The organism is Flavimaricola marinus, from assembly GCF_900184895.1.
GTDB lineage: Bacteria > Pseudomonadota > Alphaproteobacteria > Rhodobacterales > Rhodobacteraceae > Flavimaricola > Flavimaricola marinus.
Genome location: NZ_FXZK01000002.1, coordinates 271,289 through 296,901, shown reverse-complemented (window position 1 = coordinate 296,901; position 25,613 = coordinate 271,289). Strand labels below are relative to the sequence as shown.

Below are 25,613 nucleotides of genomic sequence, written 5' to 3'. Positions count from 1 at the left end.
AATGGCCCACGAACGCCTGCGCAAGTTCAATACGCGCGACACATATCCCGAACAGAAACTCGACAATGACCTCTGCCAGGCGGTCGTCACCCGTGGCGGCAAGACGGTCTATCTGCGCGGCCAGTGCCCGCAGAACCTAGACGATTTCAAGAACATCGACAGCCACGATCCGGTGGAGCAGACCCACAAGGTCATGCAGAACATCCGGCAGTTGCTGCAGGAGGCGGGCGGCGAGATGGAGCATCTGGTCAAGGTCGTCGTCTACATCACCGACGTGCGGCACCGCGAGGCGGTCTACCGGACGATGGGCGAGTATATCAGGGGCGTCCACCCCGTCTCGACCGGGCTGGTGGTCAGCGCGCTGGCCCGCCCCGACTGGCTGGTCGAGATCGATGGCACGGCGGTGATACCGGAATGACCTTCTCACTGGTGGCCCGATGCGCCGACACGGGGATGTTCGGCATCGCGATCTCGTCCTCGTCGCCCGCCGTGGCGGCCCGCTGCGCCTATACCCGGGCGGGTGTGGGGGCCGTGGCGAGCCAGAACATCACCGACCCGACCCTTGGGCCAAAGGCGCTCGACCTGATGGGGCAGGGGCTCTCCGCGCCCGATGCCGTCGCCCGTCTTCAGGCCGAGCAGCCGCACATGGCCTATCGACAGGTCCTCGCCATCGACGCGCAGGGGCGCACCGCGATCCACTCCGGCCCCAATTCGCTGGGGATCTGGACAGACGCCGCCGGGCGCGATGTCCTGTCGGCGGGGAACCTTTTGGCCAATGACGGCGTCCCGCAGGCCATCGTCAGCGCCTTCGAGGCCGCCACCGGCCACCTCGGCGACCGGCTGATCGCGGCGCTGCGTGCCGGGCTAGCGGCCGGCGGCGAGGCGGGGCCGGTCCATTCCGCCGGTCTGCAACTCTGCGACCGTGTCGCGTGGCCGGTGGCCGACCTGCGTTGCGACTGGACGACGGAGTGCCCGATCGAGGCCGTCGCCGCCGCGTGGGAGGTCTACAAGCCGCAACTGGCCGATTACGTCCAGCGGGCGCTCGACCCCTCCGGAGCGCCGTCCTACGGCGTTCCCGGCGACGATTAGGCTTGAACCGGTCGCCCGGTCCGACCAAGGATTGGGCATGCCCCTGCGTTACACCTTTCGCCAGCTCGAATACATCGTCGCCGTCGGCCAGGCGGGCAGCATTGCGCTCGCCAGCCAGCGGATCAACGTCTCCTCGCCGTCGATCTCTGCGGCGATCAGCCAGTTGGAGGCGGAATTCGGCGTGCAGCTCTTCGTGCGGCGGCATGCCCACGGGCTGTCGCTGACCCCCGGCGGGCAGAGGATCTTCAACGAGGCAAGGGATATCCTCGCCCGCGCGGCGGCGCTGACCGATATCGCGCTCGATATCACCGACAACGCACGCGGGCCGATCTCTGTGGGCAGCCTCAGCACGCTGGCGCCCCTGCTCAGCGCCTCGATCCGGCGGACGTTCGAGGCGGCACATCCCGGCGCCAGCGTCAGCCTGTTCGAGGGGCATCAGGTGGCGCTCCTGCGGATGCTCGACCGGGCCGAGATCGACGTGGCGATCACCTACGATCTGGAAATCCCCAAGGACATCACCTTCGAGCCGCTGGCCTCTCTGCCGCCCTATGTGATGCTCGCCGCCGATCACCCCCTGGCCGAGAACAGCGCGATCGGGCTCGAAGACCTCGCGCTGGAGCCGATGGTGCTGCTCGACATGCCGCACAGCCGCGAATACTTCCTGTCGATGTTCCAAAGCGCGGGTCTGCGGCCCAACATCGCCGAGCGCACCTCGGAACTTGCCGTGGCGCGCAGCCTTGTCGCCAACGGATTCGGTTTTGGGCTGATCAACGTGCGGACCAAGACGACGCTCGCGCCGGATGGTGAAAAGCTGGCCTTCCTGCCGCTCTTGGGCGACCACAGGCCGATGGTCGTGGGGCTGGCGACCAAGGCCACCGACCACCGGTCGCGGATCATCGCCGCGTTCCACGATCATGTGCGCGACCGGGTGCAGGCCGAGGGGCTTCCGGGCATGGCCCCGCTAGACTAGGCCCGCCTGTAGACGACTGACCAACTCGGCCAGCATCGCATCGCAGCCGTCGATCTGGGCGCGGGTGACGAACTCGTCGGGCTTGTGTCCCTGCGCCATGGAGCCGGGGCCACAAATCACGGTCGGCACGGAAAGGCGCTGATCGAACAGCCCGCCTTCGGTGCCAAAGGCCACCTTGATCGTGCCATTCGCCCCGGTCAGCGATTTGACGAAGCGGACAACCTCCGCCCCGGTATCGGTGCCGAGCGGCGGATAGGCATTCGTCGTCGCGATCTCGATGGCCGCCTCGGGAAAATCATCGCGCAACGGGGCCACGATCGCTTCTGCCGCCGCCTGCAACCGGGCAAGGATCGACTGCGGATCGTCCTGCGCCAGATTGCGGATCTCGAAGGCAAAGTGGCACTGGTTCGGCACGATGTTCAGCGCCACGCCGCCGTCGATCCGGCCCACGTGCAGAGTGGTATAGGGCACGTCATAATCGGCATCCGTCTGACCGCCGGCGATGATGGCCGCCTGTTCGGCCCGGATCGCGGCGATCATGTCGGCGGCAAGGTGGATCGCGTTCAGCCCCATCGGGGCCAGCGCCGAATGCGCCTCGCGGCCGGTGCAGGTCACCTGGAGCGCGGTCTTGCCCTTGTGGCCGGTGGCCACCGCCAGCCCGGTCGGCTCGCCCACGATGCACATCGCCGGGCGAAACGGCGCCGCCGCCAGCATGTCGAGCAAGGAATGCACGCCGATGCAGCCGATCTCCTCGTCATGGGACAGCGCCAGGTGCAGGGGCGTGACCAGCGGGTGCTCTGCCGCCAGATGAGCCGCCCGCAACGCACAGGCGACAAAGCCCTTCATATCCGCAGCGCCCCGGCCATAGAGCTTGCCGTCGCGGTCGGTCAGCTCGAATGGCGGCACGGTCCAATCCTGCCCCTCGACGGGGACCACGTCGGTATGGCCCGACAGCATCACGCCGGGGCGATCCGATGGACCGATGGTGGCAAAAAGGTTCGCCTTATGGCCCGACGCGTCCGGAATGATCCGCACGTCGGCCCCCAGACCGCGCAGCATCTCGGCGGCATAGTCGATCAGCGCGCGATTGGGATCGGCGCTGACCGTCGGAAAGGCGATCAGCCTCGACAGGATATCGACGCTGCTGGGATGGCTGGTCAAAGGGCTCGCTCCGTTACTTGCGCAGGGCTTATCGCAGCGCCCAAGTTTTGACCATTCCGGCACATTTATCCAATGCTTAGCAACAGCCTAATCAGCGGTTCCGGCCTTGGTTCTTTCCCTTGGCGGCGAAATTGACCAGCCTGCAGCAAAAGACCGCGCCGGCAAGGCGTGGCAGCATCAAGGGGAAAGTGCCGACATGGCTCGCGACAGCCGCTATGACATCCTGTTCGAGCCGATGGCCATCGGGCCGGTGACTGCCAAGAACCGGTTCTATCAGGTGCCGCATTGCAACGGCGGCGGCTACCGCGATCCTTCGGCGGCGGCAGAGATGCGCGGGATCAAATCGCAGGGCGGCTGGGGCGTGATCTTTACCGAACAATGCGAGATGCACCACACCTCCGAGATCACCCCGTTCATCGAGCTTCGGCTCTGGGACGACGCCGATATCCCGATGATCGCCAAGATGGCCGACCGGATGAAGGAACACGGAAGCCTGGCGGGCATCCAGCTTGCCTATTCCGGGGTCAACGGTCCGAACCTCTATACCAAGGAGGTGCCGCTGGCGGTGTCAGCCATGCCGATCCGCACCTTCACCAACGATCCGGTCAGTGCGCGCGCGCTCGACAAGGCCGACATCCGCGATCTCAGGCGCTGGTTCGTTAACGCGGCCAAGCGGTCGCGGATGGCGGGTTTCGACCTGATCTGCCTTTACGGCGCGCATGGCTTCGGCATCTTTCAGCACTTTCTCAGCCGCGTCACCAATCACCGGACCGACGAATACGGCGGCAGCCTCGAGAACCGGGCGCGGTTCGTGCGCGAAGTCGTCGAGGATCTGCGCAACGAGGTCGGTGACACCATGGGCCTCACCCTGCGGCTGTCGCTCGACGAGATGATGGGCGATCTGAGCTTTGCCAATTCCGAGGTCCGCGATTTCGTCGAGATGCACGCCGATCTGCCCGATCTGTGGGATCTGGCCCACGGTGCGTGGGAGGATTGCTCCGGACCCTCGCGGTTCAAGGAAGAGGCGGCGCAGTTCGATCTGGTGACCGGGATCAAATCGCTGACCTCCAAGCCCGTCGTCGGGGTCGGGCGGTTTACCTCGCCCGACGTGATGGTCAAGCAGATCACCTCCGGCACGCTCGATTTCATCGGCTGCGCACGGCCCTCCATCGCCGATCCGTTCCTGCCCAAGAAGATCGAGGAAGGCCGGATCGAGGACATCCGCGAATGCATCGGCTGCAACATCTGCATCACCGGCGACATGACCATGTCGATCAGCCGCTGCACCCAGAACCCGACTTTCATGGAGGAATGGCGCAAGGGCTGGCACCCTGAACGGATCGCCGCCAAAGGGGCGTCGTCATCGGTCTTGATCGTGGGCGCCGGCCCCGCCGGGCTGGAGGCGGCGCGGGCCTGCGCCGAGCGCGGCTATGACGTGGCGCTGGCCGAGGCGGGCACCACTCTCGGCGGTCGCGTCGCCCGCGAACGGCTGCTGCCGGGGCTGTCCGCATGGGGGCGCGTGGCGGACTACCGAACCTATCAAATCAGCCAGAAGCCCAACGTCGAAACCTATTTCGACAGCCGGCTCAGCGCCGAGGACATCCTCGATTTCGGCTTCGAGAACATCTGTATCGCCACAGGCAGCCATTGGCGGCGCGACGGCGTGGCGCGGCAGCACGTCGTGCCGATGCCCATCGACCCCGCGATGCCCGTGTTCACGCCCGATGATCTGATGGCGGGCGAGCGTCCCCTCGGCCACGTCGTCCTCTATGACGACGATCACTATTACATGGGCGGCGTGCTGGCCGAGTTGCTCGTGCAATCCGGCTGCACCGTGACGCTGATCACCCCCGCGGCCTATGTCTCGGAATGGACGGTCAACACCTTGGAACAGACCGCGATCCACCGCAAACTGGCCGGGCTTCGGGTCAGTCTGCTGACCAATCGGGGCGTCACCGGGATCGGCGCGGATCATGTGCTGATCAACGATGTGTTCACCGATGCAGTCAGCCCGCTGGTCTGCGACGCGGTCGTCGTCGTCGCCTCGCGGCAGCCGGACGACGGGGTGCACACGGCCCTCAAGACCCGCGAGGCCGACTGGGCCGATGCGGGGATCAAATCGGTGCGGCTCATCGGCGACGCCAATGCGCCCGGACCGATCGCATGGGCGACCTATGCCGGGCACCGCTACGCGCGTGAACTGGACGAAGCCTCCATCGGCGACGCGCTCCCGTTCCGGCGCGAAATCGCAGCCCTGGCCACCGACTGATGACGCAGGACACCGTTTTCCCGCCGAACCCAAAGGCGCTCGACGCGATGCTCGACTGGGCCAACCAGCGGATTCAGCGCGGGCCGGACCCACGGCACGGCGCACAAAGCGTCGCCGCGCTCGCGGCCCGGCTGGACGGGGCGATCACGGCCAAGGGGATGGACAGCGCCCGCGCCTTTGCGCTGTTTTCGGACGTCATCGTGCCCTCGACGCGGCCCTTCGATCACCCCACCAGCCTCGCCTTCGTCGCCTCTGCGCCCAGCCCGGCGGCGCTGGGGTTCGACGCGGTGCTCGGCTCGGCGGGGATATTCGCGGGCAACTGGGATGGCGGGTCCGGGGCGATCTATGCCGAGAATCAGGCACTTGCGTGGCTCTCCTCGCTGGCCGGTTGGCCAGCGACGTCGGGCGGGGTCTTTGTCTCGGGCGGGACGATGGGCAACCTTTCGGCGTTGCACGCGGCCCGCACGGCCTATCCCGGACCGCGACCGGACCGGTGGCGCATCCTCGCCAGCGCCGAGGCGCACAGCTCCATCACCGCTGCCGCCCGCGTGATGGATGCCGAAGTCATCTCGGTGCCCACCGACGAAGGCGGGCGGATGGATGCCGACAGCGCCCGGCACGCGCTGTCACAGACCAGCGGCGTCTTCGCCATCGTCGCCAACGCCGGGGCCACCAATTGCGGGGCGATCGACGATCTGGCGGGGCTTGCACGGCTGGCGGCAGAGCAGGGGCTTTGGCTGCATGTCGACGGCGCCTACGGGCTGGCCGCGATGACCGACCCGACGCAGCGGGCGCAGTTCGACGGGATCGAACAGGCCGACAGCTTCACCGTCGATCCGCACAAATGGCTCTTTGCGCCCTATGACAGCTGTGCGCTGCTCTACCGGGACCCGGCCAAGGGTCGCGCGGCGCACGGGCAGAGGGCCTCCTATCTCGATACGCTCGACGGGCAGGCATGGAACCCGTCCGACTACGCGATCCACCTGACGCGGCGGGCGCGGGGGCTGCCGCTCTGGTTCTCGCTGGTCACCTACGGCACCGAGGCCTACGCCAAGGCGATCCGGCAGACCCGCGACATCGCAGAGGCCATCGCGCAGGGGATCACCGACACGCCGGGGCTGGAGCTGATCCTCGGCCCGCAACTGACTGTGCTGCTTTTCCGGGCACCCGGGCTCGACGACGACGCCATCGACGCATGGGCCGAGGCGCAAAGGCGCAGCGGCGCGCTCCTGTGCTTGCCGACCCGGTGGCGCGGTGAAAAGGTGCTGCGCATATGCGTGGTCAATCCCAACACCGATCCCGACCACGTCCTGACTGTTCTAAGGACGCTGCCATGACCGCCCCCGCTGTCGCCCTGAAAAACGTGCGCAAGGATTTCGGCACGTTCACCGCCTTGCGGGACGTCAGCTTCGACATCGCCGACAATGAATTCTTCACGCTGCTGGGGCCGTCGGGATGCGGCAAGACCACGCTCTTGCGGATGATCGCCGGGTTCGAGGAAACGACCGCCGGGGCGATATTCCTCTATGGCGACGAGATCGAAAACCTGCCGCCGGACAAGCGGCCGGTGAACACCGTGTTCCAGAACTACGCCCTGTTTCCACATATGAACGTGGCCGACAACATCGGCTTCGGGCTGCGGATGCTGCGCTGGTCGGACGCCGACATTGCCGCACGGGTCAAACAGATGGTGGCGATGGTCAAGCTCGACAGCTTTGCTCACCGGATGCCCAGCCAATTGTCGGGCGGACAACAGCAGCGGGTCGCTCTGGCCCGCGCGATGGCCCCCAAGCCCAAGGTCTTGCTGCTCGATGAGCCGCTCTCCGCGCTCGACCTCAAGCTGCGACAGGAGATGCGGGCAGAACTCAAGGAACTTCAACGGGATACGGGCATCACCTTCATCTTCGTCACCCACGATCAGGAAGAGGCGCTGTCGATGTCCGACCGGATCGCCGTCATGTCGGCGGGCGAAGTGCAACAGATCGGCACGCCGTCCGAGATCTACGAGTTTCCGGCCAATCGCTTCGTTGCCGATTTCATCGGGGAAACCAATCTCTTGGCAGCCACAGTTCAGTCAGTGGACGAGCACCGGATCGATTGCGTTCTGGCCGGGGGTGAGACGATCACCGCACTGGCCAATCAGCCGGCGGCACCCGGCCAGACGGGATATATCTCGATCCGGCCCGAGCAACTGACGCTGACCGGCTCCAAGCCCTCCGGCGACAGCCTGCCGGGCACCCTGGACGGCGCGGTCTATCTGGGGACGGATACGCAATACACAGTCACCCTGGCCGGCGACCTGCGGCTTACCGTGCGGATGCAAAACAGCCAGACCGGCGCCGTGCCCCTGCAACATGGCGGTCCGGTGCATGTCAGCATCGCGGATCACGCCGCCCGGTTTCTGGTGGACTGATGGCAGCAGGAACAGGCAGCGGGCGCACGATCTCCAGCACCTTCGCACCGGTGCGCAACTACCTCTTGGCGCCGTCATGGCTGGTGATCGGGATATTCCTGCTCGTGCCCGTGTTGTTGATGCTGGTTTATTCGTTTCTGACCAAGGAGTTCCGGGGCGGCGTTATCTGGGAATTCAGCCTTGCCGCCTACGATCAGTTTCTGTTCGACCGGGGGCTCTTTGGCGACGATCCGCCAAAAATCGAATGGGCCTACATCACGATCTTTGCGCGTTCGATCGTGCAGGCCACGGGTGCTACGATCCTCTGCCTGTTGATCGGGTTTCCCACAGCCTATTACATCGCCACGCGGCCGACCAAGACACGGGCCGTCTGGCTGTTCCTCGTGACCATACCCTATTGGGTGAACCTGCTGATCCGCACGGTGTCGATGAAGTTCCTGATCCGCGACAACGGCCCGCTGAACGACGCGCTGATGGGGATTGGGCTATTCGACAGCCCGCTGCAGCTGATCAACACCAACACCGCTGTGCAACTGGGGCTGTTCTACTCCTATTTGCCGTTCATGGTGCTGCCGATCTATGCCGCGCTTGAACGGTATAATTTTGCCTTTTCCGAAGCCGCATCAGACCTTTACGCACCGAAGTGGACGATCCTGCGGTGGATCCTGATCCCAGTGGTCAAGCCGGGGATCATCGCAGGCTGCATCCTCGTGTTCGTGCCGTCGCTCGGGGCGTTCCTCGCGCCAGACCTTCTGGGCGGGGCCAAGACCTTCATGATCGGCTCGCTCATCGAAGAACAGTTCAAGGGCAACGCCGGCAACTGGCCGTTCGGGGCGGCAGCCTCGATGATCCTTCTCAGCATGGTCCTCGTGGTGCTGATGTTTTATGCGCGTGCGCAGGCAAGGGATCAGGTCTGATGCGCAGCCGCTTTGACATAAGGCACTATTCCGGTTTTTTCGCAATTACTTGCGCGTGCCTGTTCATCCTCTATGCGCCGCTGATCGTGGTGATGATATACAGTTTCAACGACAGCCTCTCGATCACCACCTGGGGCGGGTTCTCGCTGCGCTGGTATGCGGACGTCTTCACCGGGCCGGAATCCGAGAAGTTCAAGCTGGCGGCGTGGAACTCTCTCTCCATCGCCGTCATGGCGGCCAGCGTCGCCACGGTGATCGCCACGGCGGCGGCCATCGGGATGATCCGGGGCGGCAAATTCAAGGGCAAATCGGCGAGCTTCGCGCTGATCTCGCTGCCAATCATGGTGCCGGAGATCGTCACAGCGGTGGCGACGCTCATTTTCTTTTCCGCCATCGGGTTCCAACTGGGCACCCTGTCGATCCTCGTGGCGCATATCGTCTTCTGCATTCCCTTTGCCTACCTGCCGATTGCGGCGCGATTGCAAGGGATTGAGGCCAGCTACGAAGAAGCGGCCCAAGACCTCTACGCCGGGCGATGGCCGACGTTTCGCTATGTGCTGATGCCGATCATGGGGCCGGGGATCGTTTCGGGCTTTCTGCTCGCCTTCATCATCAGCCTCGACGATTTCATCATCACCAACTTCATCAAGGGCGCCGGGGTCGAAACTCTACCCACGGCGATCTTTGGATCTGTCAAACAGGGGATCAAACCCAATATCATGGCGCTGTCGACGCTGATGTTGGTGTTCTCGATCGCCTTGGTGACGCTCAGCTACTTCATCGGCAAACGCGGTGCCGATCCGGACACAACCGCATGACAACAGGAGAAAGACGATGACACTCAAGAGCTTACTGACCAGCACGGCCCTCGTGATGACCGCGCAGGCCGCCGCCGCCGAAGGCAGCCTGTCGGTCTATCACTGGTTCGAATACATCCCGCAGGAACTGGTGGACAAATTCGAGGCGGAATACGACATCGACGTCACCATCGACACGTACGACAGCAACGAGGCGCTCTTGGCCTCGCTCAAGGCCGGTACGCTCGGCTCCTACGACGTGGCCGTGCCGGGCGACTACATGGTGCAGATCATGGCGGGCGAAGGCCTGCTCGACACCATCGCACCGGGCGAACTCAGCAACTTCGGCAACATCCAGCCGCAGTGGGTCGACGTGGCCTTCGATCCGGGTCGGCAACATTCGATCCCCTATCAGTGGGGCTCGACCTCGTTCTCGGTGAACCGCGATGTCTATGCGGGCGACATCAACTCGACCGCGATCCTGTTCGACCCACCGGCGGAATTGGCGGGCAAGATCAACGTCTTGGATAGCCAAGGTGAAGTGATGGCGCTGGCCTCGCTGCACTTGGGCATCCCGCAATGCACGACCGACCGCGATCAGCTACGCGCGCTCGACGATCTGCTCCAGACCGCCAGCGAAAGCTGGGCCTCCTTCGGGTCCGACATTGCCAAGGACGTGCTCGTTTCCGGCGATGCCGCGGCCGGCATGATCTACAACGGCTTTTCGGCCAAGGCCCGCGAGGAAGGTGCCAATATCGAATACGCCTATCCGGACGAAGGCTACGTGGTCTGGATGGACAACGTCGTGCTGCTCAAGGATGCGCCGAACCGGGCCAATGCGATCCTGTTCATGGATTTCCTGTTGGAGCCCGAAAACATCGCCGCCGTGACGAACTATGCGCAATATGCGGCAGGCGTCGAAGGCGCGGCCGAGTTCACCGATCCGGCGCTGGCCAGCAGCCCGGAAAACACCCCGCGCGAAGGGGCCGGTCCCGGTGCCTTCATCGCGGTCTGCGATCAGGCGACCCAGGAGGTCTACGACCAGATCTGGACACGGCTGCGTTCCTGATGCGACTGGCCCTGTATCAATCGCGGTCGCCTGCCGGAGATATTCCGGCAGGCATCGCCATCCTGCACAGCGCCCTGAAGGGTGCTGCGCAGAGCGGTGTGGACATGCTGGTGATGCCGGAGCTGTTCCTGCCCGGCTACAACGCCGTCACCGAAACCCCGCCCGAGGGCTGGGGTGTGGTGAACGAGACCGTGGCCGGCCTCTGCCGGACCCACGGCGTCGGGCTGACGATCGGACTGCCGGAATACGACGGCCCGCGCGTCTACAACAGCGCCTTTGCCTTTGACGCCACGGGCAAGGAGCTGGCCCGCTACCGCAAGGTGCAGCTCTTCGGTCCGCGCGAAAAGCGGCTGTTCACGCCAGGCGAACAGCATGTCACCTTTGACTATCTGGAGCATCGGTTCGGGCTGCTGATCTGCTACGACGTGGAATTCCCCGAACACGGCCGGGCTTTGGCGCGGGCGGGCGCTCAGGTCATTCTCTGCCCGACCGCCAACATGATGCCCTATGTCAACGTCAACCTGATCCAGGTGCCGGGCCGCGCGCTCGAAAACGGCATCACCATCGTCTATGCGAATTACACAGGGACAGAGGGCGATCTGACCTATGTGGGCTACAGCGTCATTGCCGGCCCCGATGGCTATCCCCTTGGCAGCAAGGGCAAGGGCGAAGGGCTCGTTGTGGCCGAACAGCCTACCGATCTGCTTGAAAACGGTATTCCGTTCTCGACGCAACTGTCCGACTACCGCCCCGCAAAGGAGCCCTAGATGAGCACGCTCACCCTTGCCGTCACGCAATTGGCCTGCACATGGGACAGTGCGGCCAATATCGACACAGCCACGAGGCTGGTGCGCGAGGCTGCCGGGCAGGGTGCGCAACTGGTCTTGCTGCAAGAGCTGTTCGAGACGCCGTATTTCTGCAGCGAGATCGATCCCGATCACCTCGCCTTGGCCAAGCCGGTCGAGGGCAACCCGCTGATCGCACATTTCGCGGCTCTCGCGGCAGAGTTGGGCGTGGTGATCCCGGTCAGCTTCTTCGAGCGGACAGAGCGGCAGTTCTTCAACTCCATGGCGATGATCGACGCCACGGGCGAGGTGCTGGGCGTCTACCGCAAGACCCATATCCCCGACGGCGCCGGCTATCTGGAGAAGTTCTACTTCACCCCCGGCAACACCGGCTTCAAGGTCTGGGACACCGCCGCGGGGCGCATCGGTGTGGGCATCTGCTGGGACCAATGGTTCCCCGAAGCGGCGCGGTCGATGGCGCTGATGGGGGCGGACGTGCTGCTCTATCCGACGGCCATCGGGTCAGAGCCGAACGACCCGGACGTGCACTCGCTGGCGCATTGGCGACGGGTGATGCAGGGGCACGCCGCGGCCAACATGTGCGTGGTTGCGGCCAGCAACCGGATCGGCACCGAAGCGGTCGGACCCAAGATGGACTTCTACGGCGGCAGCTTCATCACCGACGAGACCGGCGGGCTCCTCGCCGACATGGACGCCGAACCGGGCATTGCCGTCGCCACCGTGGACTTGGGCGCCATCGCACGCAACCGGGAGGCTTGGGGGTTGTTCCGGGACCGGCGGCCCGAAACCTACGGCGCGATCAGCACTGTCTGACGGGATTTGGCGCGCCGCGTGGCTGCGGGCGGCTTCGGTGACATTCCGGGTTGGCATTTGGTTTCAGTCGCCTATCCTCCCGGCATAAGAAAAATCCTAGGGAGGATACCAAATGAACAAATATCTCGGGCGCGTTGCCGCCTCGGCGCTCATCCTTGGCTTCGCCACAGAAGCCATGGCCACCGAATGGAATGTCTCGCTCTGGGGCACCCGGCGGGCCTTTACCGAACATGTGGAGAAACTGGCCGAGCTGGTTAGCGAAAAGACCGGCGGCGAGTTCACGCTCAACATCAGCTACGGCGGCCTGTCGAACAACCGTGAGAACCTCGACGGGATCTCCATCGGGGCATTCGAAATGGCGCAGTTCTGTGCCGGCTATCACGCCGACAAGAACCCCTCGATCACCGTGCTGGAACTGCCGTTCCTCGGGATCGAAAGCCTCGAGCAAGAGGCCGCCGTCAGCATGGCGCTCTATCAGCACCCGGCCGTTGTGGCCGATCTGGCGCGCTGGAACGCGACGCTTCTGATGCCCTCGCCGCTGCCTCAGTATAACATCGTGGGGTCGGGTGACGCGCCGATGACGCTGGCCGATTACGAAGGCATGTCCGTCCGCGCGGTCGGCGGGATCGGGGCCGCGATGGCCGCCGTCGGCGCCGTGCCGACCTCGATGACCGCCAGCGAAGTGCGACAGGCGATGGACAGCGGCGTCGTCAAGGCAGTGTCCTTTGCACCGCACGCGCACATGTCCTTCGGCACCATCGAAAGCGCCTCCTGGTGGACGACGAACCTCAACCCCGGCACCGTGAATTGCCCGGTGGTGGTCAACTCCGACGCCCTGGCCGATCTGAGCGATAGCGAGCGGGAGGCGTTGCTCTCCTCGGTCGATGAGGCGCTCGACTACTACATCGAGTTTTACAACGGCGAGACGATGGCCGCTTGGGGGCCGGCGCTGGAAGAGCGGGGGATCGAACAGATCTCCTATCCGGAATCGGAACTGACCGCCTTCCGCGATGCCGTGGCCGGGCCTGCTGCCGCAGCATGGGTCGAAGACAACGCCGCCAAGGGTCTGCCCGCGCAAGAGATCCTCGATTTCGTGACGGACCAGATCGCCGAAACCGGCATGTAAGACCACGCGGCCCCCGGACCCGGCGGGTCCGGGGGCGCACATTAACGGGGGCGAACCATGGCGGGCGGCGCACAGGTATTACAAGACGACTCCACGCTCAGCCGCTTGGACCGGTCGTTCTACAAACTCGAACGGGTGCTGGCGCTGCTCAGCGGGCTTGCGGTCTTTGGGCTGATGATACTGGCGGTGGTGTCCGTGGGCGGGCGGAACGTGATGAACGCGCCGCTGCCCGGCTATGTCGACTGGATCGAACAGGCGATGCCGCTGATCGCCTTCATGGGGGTCTCTTATACCCAGCGCGACGGCGGGCATATCCGGATGGACATGGTGGTCGGCGCGCTCAAGGGCAGGGTGCTCTATGCCGCCGAATTCCTCACCACCTTCGCGGTGCTAGTGCTGATGGTGCTGCTGGTCTGGGGCACATGGGCGCATTTCCAGCGCAGCTTCGATTTCGGCTCGCCGCTCTGGAGCCGCGACAGTTCGATGGACATCGCCCTGCCGATCTGGCCGGCCAAGCTGCTGGCGCCGGTGGCCTTTGCGGTGCTCTGCGTGCGACTGGTGTTGCAGCTGGTGGGCTATGGGCGGGCGTTTCGCACCGGCACGGACGCGCCCGTCGCGGTGCCGCTGGTGATCGACGTGGCCACGCAGGCCCGGCTCGAGGCCGAACAACTCTCCGGACGGGATGATTAGGGGCCGATATGGATAGCATCGAAATCGGACTCTGGGTCACCGGAGGGCTCTTGGTCTTTGTCGTGCTCGGGATGCGGGTGGCCTTTGCCGCCGCGCTGGCGGGGCTTGTCGGGCTGATCTGGATCTTCTGGGACAAGAAGGACTACGCCTCCGACGAATTCGTCTGGGCGCTGACCGTGGCGGTGAAAACCGCGGGGCAGGTGCCGCATTCCAAGGTGTCGAGCCAAGCACTCAGCCTGATCCCCACCTTCATCCTGATCGGCTATCTGGCCTATTACGCGGGGCTTACCAAGGCGCTGTTCGAGGCGGCAAAACGCTGGATCGCGTGGGTGCCGGGGGGCTTGGCGGTGTCGACCGTCTTTGCCACGGCAGGCTTTGCGGCGGTGTCCGGGGCCTCGGTGGCCACGGCGGCGGTCTTTGCACGGATCGCGATTCCCGAGATGCTCGCCATCGGCTATGACAAACGCTTCGCCGCGGGTGTCGTCGCGGCGGCAGGAACGCTGGCCTCGCTGATCCCGCCCTCCGCGATCCTCGTGATCTACGCGATCATCGTCGAGCAGGACGTGGGCAAACTGCTGCTGGCAGGCTTCGTGCCGGGGGTGTTCTCGGCCTTCGTCTATGCCTCGCTGATCATCGGCATGGCGCTGGCGTTGCCCAATTTCGGGCCGCCCGTCGGCGGGTTCACCTGGCGTGAGCGGTTCGCCTCGCTGCCGCCCGCCTTGCCGATCGTCTTCGTCGTCGTGATCATCATCTTCTTCGTCTACAACCCCTTCGGCGGCGACGCATGGGGCACGCCCACCGAAGGCGGCGCACTCGGAGCCTTCGTGGTGTTCCTCATGGCGCTCTATCGAGGCATGCGCTGGGGCGAGCTGAAATCGGCCCTGCTTGAGACGGCCAAGCTCAGTGTGATGATCTTCACGATCATCTGGGGGGTGCTGATCTATGTGCGGTTCCTCGGGTTCGCCGATCTGCCTCATGCCTTTGCCGATTGGATCAGCGGGCTGGAGCAATCTCCGATGCTGACGCTGGTCTGCATCCTGCTGGCCTATGCGGTGCTGGGGATGTTCATGGACGCCATCGGGATGCTGCTGCTGACGCTGCCTGTCGTCTACCCGGCGGTGATGGCGCTGAACGGCGGGGTCGACGTCGCCGCCGCCGACAGTGCCTTCGGGATGTCGGGGCCGATGTGCGCGATCTGGTTCGGCATTCTGGTCGTGAAGATGGCCGAGTTCTGCCTGATCACCCCGCCCATCGGGCTCAACTGCTTTGTGGTGGCCGGCGTGCGCGACGATCTGACGGTGCAGGACGTGTTTCGCGGCGTGACGCCGTTCTTCATCGCGGACGGGATCACCATCGCATTGCTGGTGGCCTTTCCCAGCATTGTCCTGTGGCTACCGAGCCTCGCCTGACCGGAGACCTCAATGACCGACGACCCAACCCCCGTCATCGACGCGCTGCAAAACGCCCCCGGTTTCGAGGGGGTCACCGCATCCGAGGTCACGCTGACCCGGCAGGGCGGCCTGACCAACCTCGTCTACCTCGTCGAGGGTCGGGATCAGCGGGTGATCGTGCGTATCCCCGGCGCCGGGACAGAGGCCTATATCGACCGCGCCGTCGAGGTGCACAACGCCCGCGCCGCCCATGCGGCCGGTGTGGCCCCCGAGGTGCTCTGGGCCGATGCGGGCAGCGGCGTGATGATCACCCGCGCCATCGAAGGCATCACCACCATGACGCCCGAGGGGTTCGGCAGCCGCAAGGGCTCCGCCGCGCGGGCGGGTGCTGCGCTGGCGAAACTGCACGGCTCCGGTGAGACGTTCCAGTTCCGGTTCGAGCTGTTCGCGATGATCGACGACTACCTCAAGGTGCTGTCGACCAAGGACGTCACGCTGCCCGAAGGTTACCACGACATCGTCGCCGCGGCGCAGCCGGTCAAGACGCTCCTCGCCGAGACCGAAGTGCCTCTGGCGCCCTGCCATTGCGATCCCTTGTGCGAAAACTTCCTCGACGACGGAGACACGATGTGGATCGTCGACTGGGAATATTCCGGCATGAACGACCCGCTTTGGGACGTCGGCGATCTCTCGGTCGAGGCCGGGATGGACGCCGCCCAGGATGCCGAATTGATGCGGGCCTATTTCGGGCGCGCACCGACCGAGGCCGAAACCGGGCGCATGGTCATCTACAAGGCGATGTGCGATCTGCTCTGGACGCTCTGGGGGCTGATCCAGCACGCAGATGGGAACACGGCCGAGGATTTCTGGGCCTATGCCACCGGCCGGTTCGATCGGTGCAAAGCCCTGATGAACAGCCCCGAATGGGATGCGCACCTGCAGGCCCTGCGGCGATAACGCGACCCGAGACCCCCGAAAAACTGAATGGTTCTAACGGCTTCCCAAAAAATGCCACATTGCTGCGGGATACCGAGGCCAACAAGACGGATTGAGTTCGAGGGATTTCGATGGTCACCTATGTCAATAGAAAGTGCGGCAATTGCGGGACCAGCCTGACCGGCGGCTATACCCAAAGCTACAACGCCATCGGCGAGCCCTATATCCAATGTCGCAAGTGCCAGAGCTACAACGATCACTCCGACGCCTGCACCGAATGGGAGCTGATGTCGGGGGTGCGCAAGACCTTCTTCGTCCTGCACATGTCGCTCAACGCCGTGATGCTTTCGGCGGCGTTGACCTTCGTGATGTTCCTTCCATTGATGGACTATATCCGCGAGACTTGGCAACTCGTGCCGCTCGGGGCGCTGGCGCTGCTGATTTGCGGCGGCTACCGCATTCTTCAGTTTCAGCGGCTCACATCCAGGTCGAACGCCCGGATGGCCAAGCCGAGCTACCGCGAAAAGCTGCGGCGGCTGGGCTATCTCGACAGCCCCAAAGGCGCAGCGATGGCGCCCGAGGGCGATTTTCGGGGATTCCCGACCCAACAGAGCAAGCGGCAAGCCGCACGCTGAGCCGACATTTTCGTGGATGCTGAAGCTGGGCGGCTGACTGGCGGCGCGCGGCCGATCACGTCGCGATCTTGATCTCGGTGCCCCAGACCTCCGCGGCCATGCGCACCTCTGTCGGGGGCAGGGCATCGGTGACGATCAAGTCGATCATCTGCGGGGCGCAGACGGTGATCGGGGCGCGGCGGTTGAACTTGCTGCTGTCGGCGGCCACGATCCGGCGGCCGGCATTGGTCAGGATCGCGCGGGAAAACAGCGCCTCTTCCAGATCGAACAGCATCAGCCCGTCGATCGCATTCAGCGCAGCGGCGGACAGGATCGCGTAGTCGGTCTTGAAGTTGTTGGCGAACGCCATCGCCTCGGACCCGAAGGCCCCGCCATCATGGGCGCGCAGCTCGCCGCCGGCCATGAAGACCCGGTTGCCGTTGCGGGTGGCCAGCTTGTAGGCCACCGAGATCGAATTGGTCACAACCACCAGATTCTGATGGTCACGCAGGGCGTCGGCGATAAAGGCGGTGGTGGAGCCGATATCGAGAAAGATCGAGCAATCGTCCGGCAGCAGCGCCGCGACCGCGCGGGCGATGCGCTGTTTGGCGTCGGGGTTGCGTTGCAACCGGTCGCGGAAATCGCCCTCGTCCTCCAACTCGCGCAAGCGGGCGCCGCCGTGCAGCTTTTCCACGGTGCCGGTGCGCTCCAACCGTTTCACATTGCGGCGGATGGTTTCCTCGGACACGTCCAACGTGTCGGCCAGCGCCGAGATCCTCAGCGATCCGCCCGCCTTGCGCAGCGCTTGCAGGATCGCCTGCTGGGTATGGTTTTTCTGCGTTTCCATTTCGGGCGGCTGTGACGTGTCCACTGGTCAATATGAGGTCAACATGTCCGAACTTGGGGGGTAAAACAACAATTACTCACAAAAATGGTTGCAAAATGCCCGAATTTGGTGACGCTGAGGGCAAGCCTTCCAGCATGGCGAGGGCATCAAACCAACCTGGGGGAATGATAAATGCGTAACACCACGGCCCTTGTGGCCACAGCACTGAGCCTTGCAATCGCGGCGCCCGCGACGGCGCAGGACAGCACCGATCCGATCCGGATCACCACCCACGACTGGACCGGCCAGATCGTCAACGCCACGATCCTCGCCGAGGTGCTCAAGGAGGCCGGCTACAACACCGAACTGGTGCAGGCCGACTACATCGCCCAATTCGCCGGGCTCAAGACCGGCGATCTGACCGTCGGCGTCGAGATCTGGGAAACCACGGGCCGCGAGGCGATGGACGAGGCGGTCGCCAGCGGCGACGTGATCAACATGGGCGAGGGCGGTATGACCGCCGTCGAGGAATGGTGGTATCCCGCCTATATGGAAGAGCGCTGCCCCGGCCTGCCGGATTGGGAGGCTCTGAACGCCTGCGCTTCCGAGTTTTCCACGCCGGAAACCGCGCCGTTCGGGCGCTATCTGGGCGGCCCGGTGACATGGGGAGGCTTCGATGACGAGCGTGTCGAGGCCCTCGGCATGGATTTCGAAGTGGTCCACGCAGGCACCGACGCAGCACTCTTTGCCGAGCTTGAATCGGCCTATCAGCGGCAGGCACCTATCGTGCTCTGGCTCTATTCGCCGCATTGGGCTCCGGCCAAGTATGAGGGCAGCTTCGTCGAGTTTCCGCCCTATTCCGCAGAGTGCTACAACGACCCCTCGGTGGGGATAAACCCCAACGCCGCCTATGACTGCGGCAAGCCGACCGGCCCGATCTGGAAGGTCGCTTGGGCAGGTATCGACGAGAAATGGCCCGGTGCCGCCGAGATCATCCGCGAATACACCCTGACCAACGACGAAATGGGGGCGCTCGTTTCCTCCATCGATCTCGACGGGGTCAGTGTCGAAGACGCCGCTGCCGGTTGGATGTCGGCCAACGAGGCGACCTGGCAAGCCTGGATCAACTAGTCCGCAAAGGCGCGGAATGGCCGGGCGGGCAGGGGGTAAGCCTCTGTCCGCCCGGCGGGTTGCCGCGTTTCAATAAAAAGACCAACCCCAGAGGTGCCGATGAACAGCCCCGCCAATTCGGGCCAGCCCGCGTCCGGTTCCGCCGCCGAGCGGCCCGTCAAACTGGATTGCCGTGGCGTGTGGAAACTCTATGGCCCGCATATCGACAGGCTGCTGGCCGATCCGTCGAACCGGCCCAGTTTCGAGGATCTTCAGGCCGCTGGCGTCGTGGGGGCGGTGCGCGACGCAGACGTGCAGATCCGTCAGGGCGAGATCTTCGTGATCATGGGGCTCTCCGGTTCGGGCAAGAGCACGCTCGTGCGCTGCCTCTCGCGGCTGATCGAACCCTCGGCGGGGGCGATCGAATTCGACGGCACCGACCTTCTGTCCATGTCCGAAAAGGACCTGATCGCGCTGCGCCGCACCAAGGTCGGCATGGTGTTTCAGAACTTCGCCCTGTTGCCGCACCTGACGGTGTTGCAAAACGTGGCCTTCCCGCTGGATGTTCAGGGGCTCAACCGGGCCACCCGCGAAGCCCGCGCGATGGAGATGATCCGCACCGTCGGGCTTGAGGGGCGCGAGCAATATTATCCCCGCCAGCTGTCCGGCGGCCAGCAGCAGCGGGTCGGCATCGCGCGCAGCCTCGTGGGCGAGCCGGAACTGTGGTTCCTCGACGAGCCGTTCTCCGCCCTCGATCCCCTGATCCGGCGCGAGATGCAGGACGAATTCCTGCGCCTGCAAAACCTGCTGCACAAGACCATCGTCTTTATCACCCACGATTTCGAAGAGGCCATCCGGCTGGCCGACCGGATCGCGGTGATGAAGGATGGGCAGATCGTCCAGACAGCGACCCCCGAAGAGCTGATCCTCAACCCTGCAACCGATTACGTCGCCGAATTTACCAAGCACATCCCCCGCGGCAAGGTGCTGCGGGTCCGCTCGATCATGGCGCCCCACGATGCCACGGCGGCGCACCACGGCTCCCTCGCGGCGACGCTCACGCTCAACGAGGCGGCCCAGCGCGTCGCGGCGGCCGATGCGCCCTTTGCCGTCACCGATGCGACCGGCCAGATCATCGGGCAAATCGACGCGCATCTCGTGCTGCGTGCGCTCTCCGAGGCGGCACCATGAGCCTGACCTCGGACACCCCCCTGCGGCTCGCTCCGGTCAACGCGTGGTGGCGCAAACCGTGGCTGTTCTGGCTCGCGCTGTTTGTGGCGACATGGGCGTTCTCGACCTACTCTTTCGCGCTCTACAAGGCGTTCGATGCACGCTGGATCGTGCGGTTTCCGGCGGCGCTGCAACTACCCACCGAAAGCTGGGTCAGCGAAGCACTGCGCTGGCTGGTCGAGGACGCCAGCTTCGGGCTGTTCACGGTGCGAGACCTGACCCGCGCGATCTCGGCGGCGATCGAGGCGCCCTACACGGTCGTGCGTTCGGCGCTGGCCACAGGGTTCATGGACGGGCAGGGCTCGGCGGCGAACCAGATCGCGCCAGAGCTGTCGTGGATCGCGGTGACGGTCGTCATGGTAGCCCTCGGGCGCTATGCCAAGGATTGTGGGCTGGCGCTGTTGGTCGGGGCCTGCTTCGTCTACCTCGCGGTCTTTGGACAGTGGGACAGCGCGATGATCACGCTGGCCTCGGTGCTGATCGCTGTCCCGCTCGGGGCGGTCGGCGGGCTGGCGCTCGGCATCCTCGCCTTCCGGGTGCCGGTGGTCGACCGGGCGCTGCGGCCGCTCCTTGACCTGATGCAAACGGTTCCGGTCTTTGCCTACCTCGTGCCGATCCTGTTCCTGTTCGGCTTTGGGCCGGTGGCCGCACTCGTCGCCACGATCATCTACGCCATGCCGCCGATGGTGCGGGTGACGATCCTCGCCCTGCGCGGCGTGCCCGAAGAGATCGTCGAAGCCGGGCGGATGGTCGGCTGCACGCGGCGGCAGCTCATGTGGAAGGTGCTCGTGCCATCGGCCACACCCACGCTGATGGTTGGCGTCAATCAGGTCATCATGCTCACGCTGAACATGGTGATCATCGCCTCGATGATCGGGGCCGGCGGGCTTGGGTTCGACGTGCTCAGCGCCCTGCGGCGGCTCGATATCGGCGGCGGGATCGAGGCGGGGCTGGCGATCGTCGTCATGGCCGTCGCACTCGACCGTCTCAGCCAGGCCTTTGCGCGGCGGGCTCCCACCGTGCTAGCAGACCCCGGTCAAAGCTACGTCAAACGGCACCCCTGGCTGATCACCGTGCTGGCCGTCGTCGTCGCCACCTATCTGGCCGGATTAGTGATGCCGGGGCTGCGCGACTACCCCGAAAGCGCCACCTTGACCACCAGCGCCTTCTGGGAGCGGGCGATGGAATACGTCAACGTCAACTACTTCGACACGTTCGAGGCGATCAAGACGACCGTGCTCACCTACCTTCTGCTGCCGATCAAGAAATTCTTCACCGGCATTCCGTGGGCATGGGGGATCATCGCCATCGGGCTGGCCGCGTGGAAGATCGGCGGCTGGCGGCTTGGCCTCATGGCGGTGCTGATGAGCGGTTTCATCGCGTTCTCCGGCCTGTGGGACAAGGCGATGACCACGGTCTATCTCTGCGGGGCCTCAGTGCTGATCGCCTATGTCATCGGCGTGCCGCTTGGGATCTGGGCGGGCACAAACGACAGGGCCAATGCCGTGCTCGGCACCATCGTGGACACGCTGCAAACGCTTCCCAGCTTTGTCTACCTGATCCCCGTGGTGATGCTGTTCCGGGTCGGGGATTTCAGCGCCATGATCGCCGTGGTGCTCTATGCCTTGGCGCCTGCAGTGCGCTACGCCGCGCATGGCATCCGCTCGATTGATCCGCAGATGATCGAGGCAGGGCTGGTCTCGGGATGCACCCGGCGGCAATTGCTCTGGCGGATCAAGCTGCCGCTGGCCGCCCCCGAAATGCTCCTCGGCCTCAACCAGACGATCATGCTGGCGCTGTCGATGCTGGTGATTACGGCCCTCGTCGGCACCCGCGATCTGGGGCAGGAGGTCTATATCGCCCTGACGGCAGCGAATACGGGGCAAGGCATCGTGGCGGGCCTCTCGGTGGCCTTCATCGCGATCATCGCAGACAGGATCGTCTCGGCGCTGGCCAAACGGTCCGAAGCCAGACTGAGGGCAGGGGCATGACCGGTATCGAAAAGGCCATGGGGCTGTCTTGTTGGGTGGCACCGCACGATGCGACCCCGCTCGACGGTGGCATCACCAACGAGAATATCCGGATCAGCGATCAGGGTCGCGACTATGTCGTCCGGCTCGGCGGAGACATCCCCGAACACATGGTGATGCGCTGGAACGAACTGTCGGTCAGCCGGGCCGCCCATGCCGCCGGGATCGCGCCGGGGGTGCATCACCATGAGGCCGGGGTTCTGGTGCTCGACTTCGTCGAGGCCACAGCACTCAGCGAGACCGATCTGCACGACGAGGCGATGCTGCTGCAAACCGTCGATCTGGTCCGACGGCTTCACGGCGAGGGGCCGCTGCACCTGCGCGGACCGGTCTTGACCTTCTGGGTGTTTCACATCCTGCGGGACTATGCCGGCACCCTGCGCAGCCTTGCCTCCGATCACGTGCCCAAGCTCGACGAGTTGCTGGATCAGGCCCGAGATCTGGAACGCGCGGTCGGTCCGGTCGACCTCGTGCTCGGCCACAACGACCTGCTGCCCGCCAATATCCTGCGCGGGCCGGACAGGCTCTGGCTGATCGATTGGGAATACGCCGGGTTCAATTCGCCGCTCTTCGACCTTGGCGGTTTGGCCACCAACGCCGATCTGGGGCAAGAGGCGGAAGCCGCAATGCTCACACGCTATTTCGGCACCCGGCCCAGCGCCGCTCTCTGGCACAGCTACAGCGCGATGAAATGCGCCTCGCTGTTGCGTGAAACCATGTGGAGCATGGTGTCCGAACGGACCTCCGCGCTCGACTTCGACTACGCCGACTACACGGCCAAGAACCTAGAGCGCTATGCCCGCGCCTATGCCCAATTCAAGACCAAGGAGCGCCCCTGATGGCAGATTTCCCAACAACCGCCAAAGCGGTGATCGTCGGCGGCGGCATCGTCGGCTGCTCCACCGCCTATCATCTGGCCAAGCTCGGTTGGGACGTGGTCCTGCTGGAGCGTAAAAAGCTCACCTCCGGCACCACCTTCCACGCCGCTGGCCTCGTCGGGCAGCTACGTTCGAGCGCCAATATCACCCAACTTCTGGGCTATTCGGTCAGCCTCTATGACAAGCTCGAGGAAGAAACCGGCCTCGGGACGGGATGGAAGATGAACGGCGGCCTGCGGCTGGCCTGCAACGCCGAACGCTGGACCGAGGTGAAGCGGCAGGCCACAACCGCCCATTCCTTCGGGCTCGACATGCAACTGCTTACGCCCAAAGAGGCCCAAGACCTCTGGCCGCTGATGCAGGTCGATGACGTGGTCGGTGCGGCTTTCCTGCCCACTGACGGACAAGCCAACCCCTCCGACATTACCCAAGCTCTCGCCAAAGGGGCGCGGATGGCCGGGGCGCAGATCTTCGAGGACACGAAGGTGCTCTCCGTCGACGTCGACAAGGGCGTCATCAAGGGGATCGAGACCGAAAAGGGACGTATCGACTGTTCGGTCGTCATCGCCTGCTGCGGGCAATGGACACGGGCGTTTGCCAAGACCGTCGGCGTGAACGTGCCGCTCGTCTCTGTGCAGCACCAATACATGATCACCGAAAAGATCGACGGCGTGACCCCCGATCTGCCGACCCTGCGCGACCCCGACCGGCTGACCTACTACAAGGAGGACGTCGGCGGGCTTGTCATGGGAGGCTACGAGCCCAACCCGATCATGTGGGCCGAAAACGGCATCCCCAAGGGGTTCCACTACAGCCTGCTCGACAGCGACTACGAACATTTCGAGCCGATGATGGAACTGGCGCTCGGGCGGGTTCCGGCGCTGGAGACCGCCGGGGTCAAGGAACTGGTCAACGGGCCGGAGAGCTTTACCCCCGACGGCAACTTCATCCTCGGCGAAGCGCCCGAACTGCGCAATTTCTACGTCGGCGCGGGGTTCAACGCCTACGGGATCGCGGCAGGCGGTGGCGCGGGTATGGCGCTAGCCGAATGGGTCGCCAAGGGCGAGCCGCCCTATGATCTCTGGTCCGTCGACATCCGGCGCTTTGGCCGCCCGCATTTCGACACCGATTGGGTGCGGGCGCGGACCTACGAGGCCTACGGCAAGCACTACACCATGGCATGGCCCTCCGAAGAGCACGACAGCGGCCGGCCCTGCCGCCGCTCGCCGCTCTATGACACGCTGCTGAAAGGCGGCGCGGTCTTTGGGGAAAAGCTGGGCTGGGAGCGGCCCAACTGGTTCGCCGAACCGGGCGAGGTGGCGAAGGACATCTACACCTTCGAGCGGCCCAACTGGCACAGCGCCGTGGCGCGCGAACACAAGGCCGCCCGCGAGGCCGCCGTGCTGTTTGACCAGACCTCCTTTGCCAAGTTCACGCTCAAAGGGCCAGACGCCGAAGCCGCGCTGAGCTGGATCGCCGCCAATGACGTGAGCGGCCCGGTGGGGTCCCTGACCTACACCCAGATGCTCAACGACCACGGCGGCATCGAATGCGATCTGACGGCCGTACGGGTCAAGGAGGACGAATTCTACATCGTCACCGGCACCGGCTTTGCCACGCATGACTTTGATCATATTGCCAAAACCATCCCCGAGGGGATGAACGCGCAACTCGTCGACGTCACCTCCGGGAATGCGGTGCTGTCGCTCTTCGGGCCGAAAGCGCGGGCGATCCTCGGCGCGGTGACGCGCGACGACGTCAGCCATGAGGGATTCCCCTTCGGCACCGCAAAGACCATCGGGATCGCAGGCTGCCCGGTGATGGCGCTCAGGATCACCTATGTCGGCGAATTGGGCTGGGAATTGCACCTGCCGGTCGAATACGCGGCGACGGTCTATGCGGCGCTGCACAAGGCCGGGGCCGAGCACGGTCTGCGCAATGCGGGCTACCGGGCGATCGAAACGCTGCGGCTGGAAAAGGGCTACCGGGCCTGGGGGTCCGACATCGGACCGGACTATACGCCGATCGAGGCGGGGCTGGGCTTTGCCGTGAAACTCAAGAAGAACATCGACTTCAAGGGCCGTGCCGCAGTCGAACAACAGCGCGCCAAAGGGGTCAACCGGATGATGACCACCTTCACCGCCGCGCCGGATGTGATCCTGTCAGGGCGGGAGACGATCTACCGCGACGGTGTGCGGGTCGGCTACCTGTCATCGGCGGGGTTCGGGCACAGCTTGGGCAAATCCATCGGCATGGGCTATGTGCGGCACACGGATGGGGTGACGCGGGATTTCGTGCTCTCCGGGCGCTATGAACTCGAAGTCGCCACCGTGCGCGTGCCCTGCGAGGCCACGCTCTCGCCGCTCTACGATCCCAAGATGGAGCGGGTCAAATGCTGATGGCCGTGCCGGGGCGGTATCGCCCGGCAGGTCATTGACCGGAAACGAAAAAGGGCGCCACTTTGGGCGCCCGTATCGT

Annotated in this window: 23 protein-coding genes; 21 read left to right on the top strand and 2 right to left on the bottom strand. The window is 64.7% G+C overall.

The annotated features are described in order from the left end of the window. Position 1 precedes the first annotated feature (1 nt). From LOM8899_RS08250 to LOM8899_RS08240, 3 genes are read left to right on the top strand one after another with little or no spacing between them, the layout of a single operon-like run. The gene (locus tag LOM8899_RS08250) at positions 2-418 is read left to right on the top strand and encodes a RidA family protein (RefSeq protein WP_093991725.1); all 417 of its coding nucleotides are present in this window, start codon (positions 2-4) and stop codon (positions 416-418) included. Beyond that, complete coding sequence (locus LOM8899_RS08245) at positions 415-1,089, top strand: DUF1028 domain-containing protein (RefSeq protein WP_093991724.1); 675 nt, start codon at positions 415-417, stop codon at positions 1,087-1,089. Before LOM8899_RS08250 ends, LOM8899_RS08245 begins: the two co-directional genes overlap by 4 nt. 37 nt (positions 1,090-1,126) lie before the next feature. Then, a complete protein-coding gene (locus LOM8899_RS08240) occupies positions 1,127-2,059 on the top strand; it encodes a LysR family transcriptional regulator (RefSeq protein ID WP_093991723.1) in 933 nt (310 codons plus the stop codon). Here LOM8899_RS08240 and argE read toward each other — a convergent pair. After that, a complete protein-coding gene (argE, locus tag LOM8899_RS08235) occupies positions 2,051-3,220 on the bottom strand; it encodes an acetylornithine deacetylase (protein ID WP_093991722.1) in 1,170 nt (389 codons plus the stop codon). The genes LOM8899_RS08240 and argE overlap by 9 nt on opposite strands. A gap of 196 nt (positions 3,221-3,416) precedes the next feature. On the opposite strand from argE, the gene LOM8899_RS08230 reads away from it, so the two are divergent. From LOM8899_RS08230 to LOM8899_RS08170, 13 genes are all read left to right on the top strand, one after another. After that, entirely contained in the window at positions 3,417-5,489 is a 2,073-nt protein-coding gene (locus LOM8899_RS08230; RefSeq protein WP_093991874.1) for an oxidoreductase, read from the top strand. Next, positions 5,489-6,826: a pyridoxal phosphate-dependent decarboxylase family protein gene (locus tag LOM8899_RS08225; protein WP_168770498.1), complete on the top strand. Its 1,338-nt coding sequence runs from the start codon at positions 5,489-5,491 to the stop codon at positions 6,824-6,826. Before LOM8899_RS08230 ends, LOM8899_RS08225 begins: the two co-directional genes overlap by 1 nt. Continuing rightward, a complete protein-coding gene (locus LOM8899_RS08220; RefSeq protein WP_093991721.1) occupies positions 6,823-7,902 on the top strand; it encodes an ABC transporter ATP-binding protein in 1,080 nt (359 codons plus the stop codon). Before LOM8899_RS08225 ends, LOM8899_RS08220 begins: the two co-directional genes overlap by 4 nt. Further along, complete coding sequence (locus LOM8899_RS08215; RefSeq protein WP_093991720.1) at positions 7,902-8,819, top strand: ABC transporter permease; 918 nt, start codon at positions 7,902-7,904, stop codon at positions 8,817-8,819. Before LOM8899_RS08220 ends, LOM8899_RS08215 begins: the two co-directional genes overlap by 1 nt. After that, the gene (locus LOM8899_RS08210; RefSeq protein WP_093991719.1) at positions 8,819-9,637 is read left to right on the top strand and encodes an ABC transporter permease; all 819 of its coding nucleotides are present in this window, start codon (positions 8,819-8,821) and stop codon (positions 9,635-9,637) included. The genes LOM8899_RS08215 and LOM8899_RS08210 overlap by 1 nt, the downstream gene beginning before the upstream one ends. A 16-nt stretch (positions 9,638-9,653) precedes the next feature. Then, positions 9,654-10,685 (top strand): extracellular solute-binding protein, encoded by a 1,032-nt coding sequence (locus LOM8899_RS08205; protein WP_093991718.1) that lies wholly within the window; start codon positions 9,654-9,656, stop codon positions 10,683-10,685. Continuing rightward, positions 10,685-11,452 (top strand): carbon-nitrogen hydrolase family protein, encoded by a 768-nt coding sequence (locus tag LOM8899_RS08200; RefSeq protein ID WP_093991717.1) that lies wholly within the window; start codon positions 10,685-10,687, stop codon positions 11,450-11,452. The genes LOM8899_RS08205 and LOM8899_RS08200 overlap by 1 nt, the downstream gene beginning before the upstream one ends. Then, the gene (gene aguB, locus LOM8899_RS08195) at positions 11,453-12,304 is read left to right on the top strand and encodes an N-carbamoylputrescine amidase (RefSeq protein WP_093991716.1); all 852 of its coding nucleotides are present in this window, start codon (positions 11,453-11,455) and stop codon (positions 12,302-12,304) included. A 112-nt stretch (positions 12,305-12,416) separates the two neighbouring features. Next, positions 12,417-13,430 (top strand): TRAP transporter substrate-binding protein DctP, encoded by a 1,014-nt coding sequence (gene dctP / locus LOM8899_RS08190; RefSeq protein WP_093991715.1) that lies wholly within the window; start codon positions 12,417-12,419, stop codon positions 13,428-13,430. A 57-nt stretch (positions 13,431-13,487) separates the two neighbouring features. Then, positions 13,488-14,120 (top strand): TRAP transporter small permease subunit, encoded by a 633-nt coding sequence (locus LOM8899_RS08185; RefSeq protein ID WP_093991714.1) that lies wholly within the window; start codon positions 13,488-13,490, stop codon positions 14,118-14,120. Between the two features lie 8 nt (positions 14,121-14,128). Beyond that, positions 14,129-15,529 carry a TRAP transporter large permease gene (locus tag LOM8899_RS08180; protein WP_093991713.1) on the top strand — a complete coding sequence of 467 codons (1,401 nt, stop codon included), beginning with the start codon at positions 14,129-14,131 and terminating at the stop codon, positions 15,527-15,529. 12 nt (positions 15,530-15,541) lie between these two features. Next, positions 15,542-16,468 (top strand): choline/ethanolamine kinase family protein, encoded by a 927-nt coding sequence (locus LOM8899_RS08175; RefSeq protein WP_093991712.1) that lies wholly within the window; start codon positions 15,542-15,544, stop codon positions 16,466-16,468. A 110-nt stretch (positions 16,469-16,578) separates the two neighbouring features. Continuing rightward, positions 16,579-17,082 carry a hypothetical protein gene (locus tag LOM8899_RS08170; protein ID WP_093991711.1) on the top strand — a complete coding sequence of 168 codons (504 nt, stop codon included), beginning with the start codon at positions 16,579-16,581 and terminating at the stop codon, positions 17,080-17,082. A gap of 55 nt (positions 17,083-17,137) precedes the next feature. On the opposite strand, the gene LOM8899_RS08165 is transcribed toward LOM8899_RS08170, so the two are convergent. Then, positions 17,138-17,908, bottom strand: coding sequence for a DeoR/GlpR family DNA-binding transcription regulator (locus LOM8899_RS08165; RefSeq protein ID WP_093991710.1), 771 nt, complete (start codon positions 17,906-17,908; stop codon positions 17,138-17,140). A 171-nt stretch (positions 17,909-18,079) separates the two neighbouring features. On the opposite strand from LOM8899_RS08165, the gene LOM8899_RS08160 reads away from it, so the two are divergent. From LOM8899_RS08160 to LOM8899_RS08140, 5 genes are all read left to right on the top strand, one after another. Continuing rightward, positions 18,080-19,018: an ABC transporter substrate-binding protein gene (locus LOM8899_RS08160; protein WP_093991709.1), complete on the top strand. Its 939-nt coding sequence runs from the start codon at positions 18,080-18,082 to the stop codon at positions 19,016-19,018. Positions 19,019-19,117: 99 nt separating this feature from the next. Continuing rightward, the gene (locus LOM8899_RS08155) at positions 19,118-20,188 is read left to right on the top strand and encodes a quaternary amine ABC transporter ATP-binding protein (protein ID WP_093991708.1); all 1,071 of its coding nucleotides are present in this window, start codon (positions 19,118-19,120) and stop codon (positions 20,186-20,188) included. Then, on the top strand, positions 20,185-22,218 hold the full coding sequence (locus LOM8899_RS08150; RefSeq protein WP_093991707.1) for an ABC transporter permease: 2,034 nt from the start codon (positions 20,185-20,187) through the stop codon (positions 22,216-22,218). Before LOM8899_RS08155 ends, LOM8899_RS08150 begins: the two co-directional genes overlap by 4 nt. Continuing rightward, on the top strand, positions 22,215-23,096 hold the full coding sequence (locus tag LOM8899_RS08145; protein WP_093991706.1) for a phosphotransferase: 882 nt from the start codon (positions 22,215-22,217) through the stop codon (positions 23,094-23,096). The genes LOM8899_RS08150 and LOM8899_RS08145 overlap by 4 nt, the downstream gene beginning before the upstream one ends. Beyond that, entirely contained in the window at positions 23,096-25,534 is a 2,439-nt protein-coding gene (locus LOM8899_RS08140; RefSeq protein ID WP_093991705.1) for a GcvT family protein, read from the top strand. The genes LOM8899_RS08145 and LOM8899_RS08140 overlap by 1 nt, the downstream gene beginning before the upstream one ends. The last annotated feature ends 79 nt before the right edge of the window (positions 25,535-25,613 follow it).

Bases quoted from the DNA above. Each gene is read 5' to 3' on its own strand.
- LOM8899_RS08245 (WP_093991724.1), top strand. From the start codon at position 415: ATGACCTTCTCACTGGTGGCCCGATGCGCCGACACGGGGATGTTCGGC.
- LOM8899_RS08205 (WP_093991718.1), top strand. From the start codon at position 9,654: ATGACACTCAAGAGCTTACTGACCAGCACGGCCCTCGTGATGACCGCG.
- LOM8899_RS08160 (WP_093991709.1), top strand. From the start codon at position 18,080: ATGCGTAACACCACGGCCCTTGTGGCCACAGCACTGAGCCTTGCAATC.
- LOM8899_RS08185 (WP_093991714.1), top strand. From the start codon at position 13,488: ATGGCGGGCGGCGCACAGGTATTACAAGACGACTCCACGCTCAGCCGC.
- dctP (WP_093991715.1), top strand. From the start codon at position 12,417: ATGAACAAATATCTCGGGCGCGTTGCCGCCTCGGCGCTCATCCTTGGC.
- LOM8899_RS08175 (WP_093991712.1), top strand. From the start codon at position 15,542: ATGACCGACGACCCAACCCCCGTCATCGACGCGCTGCAAAACGCCCCC.
- LOM8899_RS08240 (WP_093991723.1), top strand. From the start codon at position 1,127: ATGCCCCTGCGTTACACCTTTCGCCAGCTCGAATACATCGTCGCCGTC.
- LOM8899_RS08140 (WP_093991705.1), top strand. From the start codon at position 23,096: ATGGCAGATTTCCCAACAACCGCCAAAGCGGTGATCGTCGGCGGCGGC.
- LOM8899_RS08200 (WP_093991717.1), top strand. From the start codon at position 10,685: ATGCGACTGGCCCTGTATCAATCGCGGTCGCCTGCCGGAGATATTCCG.
- LOM8899_RS08165 (WP_093991710.1), bottom strand. From the start codon at position 17,908: ATGGAAACGCAGAAAAACCATACCCAGCAGGCGATCCTGCAAGCGCTG.
- LOM8899_RS08210 (WP_093991719.1), top strand. From the start codon at position 8,819: ATGCGCAGCCGCTTTGACATAAGGCACTATTCCGGTTTTTTCGCAATT.
- LOM8899_RS08170 (WP_093991711.1), top strand. From the start codon at position 16,579: ATGGTCACCTATGTCAATAGAAAGTGCGGCAATTGCGGGACCAGCCTG.
- LOM8899_RS08215 (WP_093991720.1), top strand. From the start codon at position 7,902: ATGGCAGCAGGAACAGGCAGCGGGCGCACGATCTCCAGCACCTTCGCA.
- LOM8899_RS08220 (WP_093991721.1), top strand. From the start codon at position 6,823: ATGACCGCCCCCGCTGTCGCCCTGAAAAACGTGCGCAAGGATTTCGGC.
- LOM8899_RS08250 (WP_093991725.1), top strand. From the start codon at position 2: ATGGCCCACGAACGCCTGCGCAAGTTCAATACGCGCGACACATATCCC.
- LOM8899_RS08155 (WP_093991708.1), top strand. From the start codon at position 19,118: ATGAACAGCCCCGCCAATTCGGGCCAGCCCGCGTCCGGTTCCGCCGCC.
- aguB (WP_093991716.1), top strand. From the start codon at position 11,453: ATGAGCACGCTCACCCTTGCCGTCACGCAATTGGCCTGCACATGGGAC.
- LOM8899_RS08145 (WP_093991706.1), top strand. From the start codon at position 22,215: ATGACCGGTATCGAAAAGGCCATGGGGCTGTCTTGTTGGGTGGCACCG.
- LOM8899_RS08150 (WP_093991707.1), top strand. From the start codon at position 20,185: ATGAGCCTGACCTCGGACACCCCCCTGCGGCTCGCTCCGGTCAACGCG.
- LOM8899_RS08230 (WP_093991874.1), top strand. From the start codon at position 3,417: ATGGCTCGCGACAGCCGCTATGACATCCTGTTCGAGCCGATGGCCATC.
- LOM8899_RS08180 (WP_093991713.1), top strand. From the start codon at position 14,129: ATGGATAGCATCGAAATCGGACTCTGGGTCACCGGAGGGCTCTTGGTC.
- LOM8899_RS08225 (WP_168770498.1), top strand. From the start codon at position 5,489: ATGACGCAGGACACCGTTTTCCCGCCGAACCCAAAGGCGCTCGACGCG.